2 protein-coding genes and 1 pseudogene are annotated in these 2,502 nt (G+C 38.6%); 2 read left to right on the forward strand and 1 reads right to left on the reverse strand.

Annotated features, from left to right (window positions below; genetic code table 11):
* Positions 1–253: pseudogene (locus tag ACILQF_RS12500) on the reverse strand (hypothetical protein); the annotation flags it as partial.
* Positions 254–410: 157 nt separating this feature from the next.
* Here ACILQF_RS12500 and miaB point away from each other — a divergent pair.
* Both miaB and ACILQF_RS12510 read left to right on the forward strand, forming a co-directional pair.
* Entirely contained in the window at positions 411–1,832 is a 1,422-nt protein-coding gene (gene miaB, locus ACILQF_RS12505) for a tRNA (N6-isopentenyl adenosine(37)-C2)-methylthiotransferase MiaB (protein WP_395627732.1), read from the forward strand.
* A 54-nt stretch (positions 1,833–1,886) separates the two neighbouring features.
* Positions 1,887–2,502 (forward strand): sigma 54-interacting transcriptional regulator (locus ACILQF_RS12510; RefSeq protein WP_395627733.1); only part of this gene is annotated, 616 nt, incomplete at its 3' end.

Below are 2,502 nucleotides of genomic sequence, written 5' to 3' on the forward strand. Positions count from 1 at the left end.
CAAGCGTATCAGGAGCAAAGCGGATATTCTTTATAGTCATCCTTCCGCTGATAAAATTTACACGAACATGGTCAAAATCAATAAGATACAAGCCCTCTGTAGAAGTATAAATAGTTTCTTTAATGCGCTCAGTAATAATTGGTTTCCAATAATAATTAAGGTAAACAGCCAGCGCAGCCAGCAAAGAAAGCGAAGTAAGAAATCCTATGAAGATCCACTTTCTGATGAAGGCATAACTGTTTTTTGTGGTCATGTTAGAGTATTTAGCTCAAAATATGGAATTAAAACCAATTTTGGGGTAATTTGATTTGTCACCCTAAATTAAAAATTTGAATTCAAAAAGAAATAATGTCTGCCAAATTGTCATTATGTAGAAAATTTAGTATTTTTGTGAGCTAATTTATATGCCCATGTTTGACCGCCCACATAATTTAAAAGATTCATCTGATACTACAATGCATGATGAATCCCGTCAGGGTGAAGCCTTAATGATTGAAAAGCCTAAACAATATAGCGGTCGCAAACTGTACATTGAGAGTTATGGCTGTGCAATGAATTTTGCAGACAGTGAAATTGTTGCTTCACTAATGCTCGACATGGGTTTTGAAACAACTCCTGAATACAAAGAAGCCGACGTTATATTTATAAATACCTGCTCGATACGCGACAATGCAGAGCAGCGGGTAAGGAATAGGCTACGTGAGTTTAGTGCTGCTAAGAAGAAAAAACCAGGCATGACTATAGGAGTTTTAGGCTGCATGGCGGAACGATTGAAATCAAAATTTTTAGAGGAAGAAAAACTAGTTGATATTGTTATTGGGCCTGATTCTTACCGCGATCTACCCAATTTATTATCCCAGGCAGACGAAGGAATGCGTGCGGTAAACGTTCTTTTATCGCGCGAAGAAACCTATGCGGATATTAATCCTGTAAGATTAAATAGCAACGGCATTTCTGCCTTTGTTTCAATTATGCGGGGTTGTGATAATATGTGTTCTTTTTGCGTGGTGCCCTTTACTAGGGGTAGAGAAAGAAGCAGAGATCCAGAGTCGATTGTTAAAGAAGCTAAAGAATTATTTGAACAAGGATATCGCGAGGTTACCTTGTTAGGGCAGAATGTAGATTCATATAAATGGGGCGAGGGTATTCTGAATTTTGCTGGCCTTTTAGAGCTAGTTGCTCAAATTAACCCACTTTTACGTGTCCGTTTTTCAACTTCACACCCAAAGGATATCACAAATGAGGTATTACATACCATGAAAAAGTATGAAAATATCTGTAATCATATCCATTTGCCCGTACAATCAGGTAATTCACGTGTGCTTGAGCTCATGAACCGGACTTATTCTCGTGAGTGGTATCTTGAGCGCATCGATACCATTAGGAGGCTGATTCCCGATTGCTCTATTTCAACAGATATTATTATCGGCTTTTGTACCGAAACAGAAGAGGAGCATCAAGATACGCTGAGCTTAATGGAATATGTGAAATTTGAATTTGCCTACATGTACACCTATTCTGAGCGACCGGGAACATTGGCAGCTAAACGTTTTGAAGATGATATACCCGAGAATGTAAAGACGCGACGTTTTAACGAAATATTAAAGATGCAACAGGCTTGTTCCTTAAATAGGCTGGAGCAACACATCGGCAAAACACATCGTATACTAATTGATGGATTTTCGAAAAAATCGGACAAGGATTTTTCGGGGAAAAGTGAGCATAACATCACCGTAGTTTTTCCAGCAAATGAAAACATTAAACCTGGAGATTATGTTAATGTGGAAATCGTGCGTTGCACACCGGCTACACTAATCGGTCAATTAATTTAAAATTTAAACATAAGTATACGCAAGCCAATCGTATGCAATTTGATGCTTAAGACTATGGATGTTCAGGATATAAAAAATCGTTTTGGAATAATTGGAAACTCACCACTACTAAATCGAGCGATTGATATTGCCCGACAGGTAGCACCGACGGATATTTCGGTATTAATTACCGGCGAAAGTGGTAGTGGTAAAGAGGTTTTCTCGCACATTATTCATTCATTAAGTGCGCGTAAACACGGACCGTTCATCGCAGTAAACTGTGGTGCTATTCCTGAGGGCACCATCGACTCAGAATTATTTGGTCATGAGAAAGGTTCATTTACAGGGGCTCATGATGCTCGAAAAGGGTATTTTGAGGTTGTAGATGGTGGCACTATCTTTCTTGATGAAGTAGCCGAGCTTCCAATTGGTACGCAGGCACGTTTATTACGTGTTTTAGAGACGGGTGAATACATTCGCGTGGGATCATCAAAAGTTCAAAAAACGAATGTTAGAGTAGTTGCAGCGACTAATAAAGATGTGTTTGATGCCGTTAGCGCCGGGAAATTCCGAGAAGATTTGTACTATCGATTGAACACCGTTCCCTTAAAAATACCTGCTTTAAGAGAACGAAAAGAGGATATTAATTTACTTTTCAGGAAATTTATTGCCGATTTTACGGATAAATATA

Origin of the sequence: Daejeonella sp. (assembly GCF_044232565.1) — a bacterium.
In the GTDB taxonomy this organism is placed as follows: Bacteria; Bacteroidota; Bacteroidia; order Sphingobacteriales; family Sphingobacteriaceae; genus Daejeonella.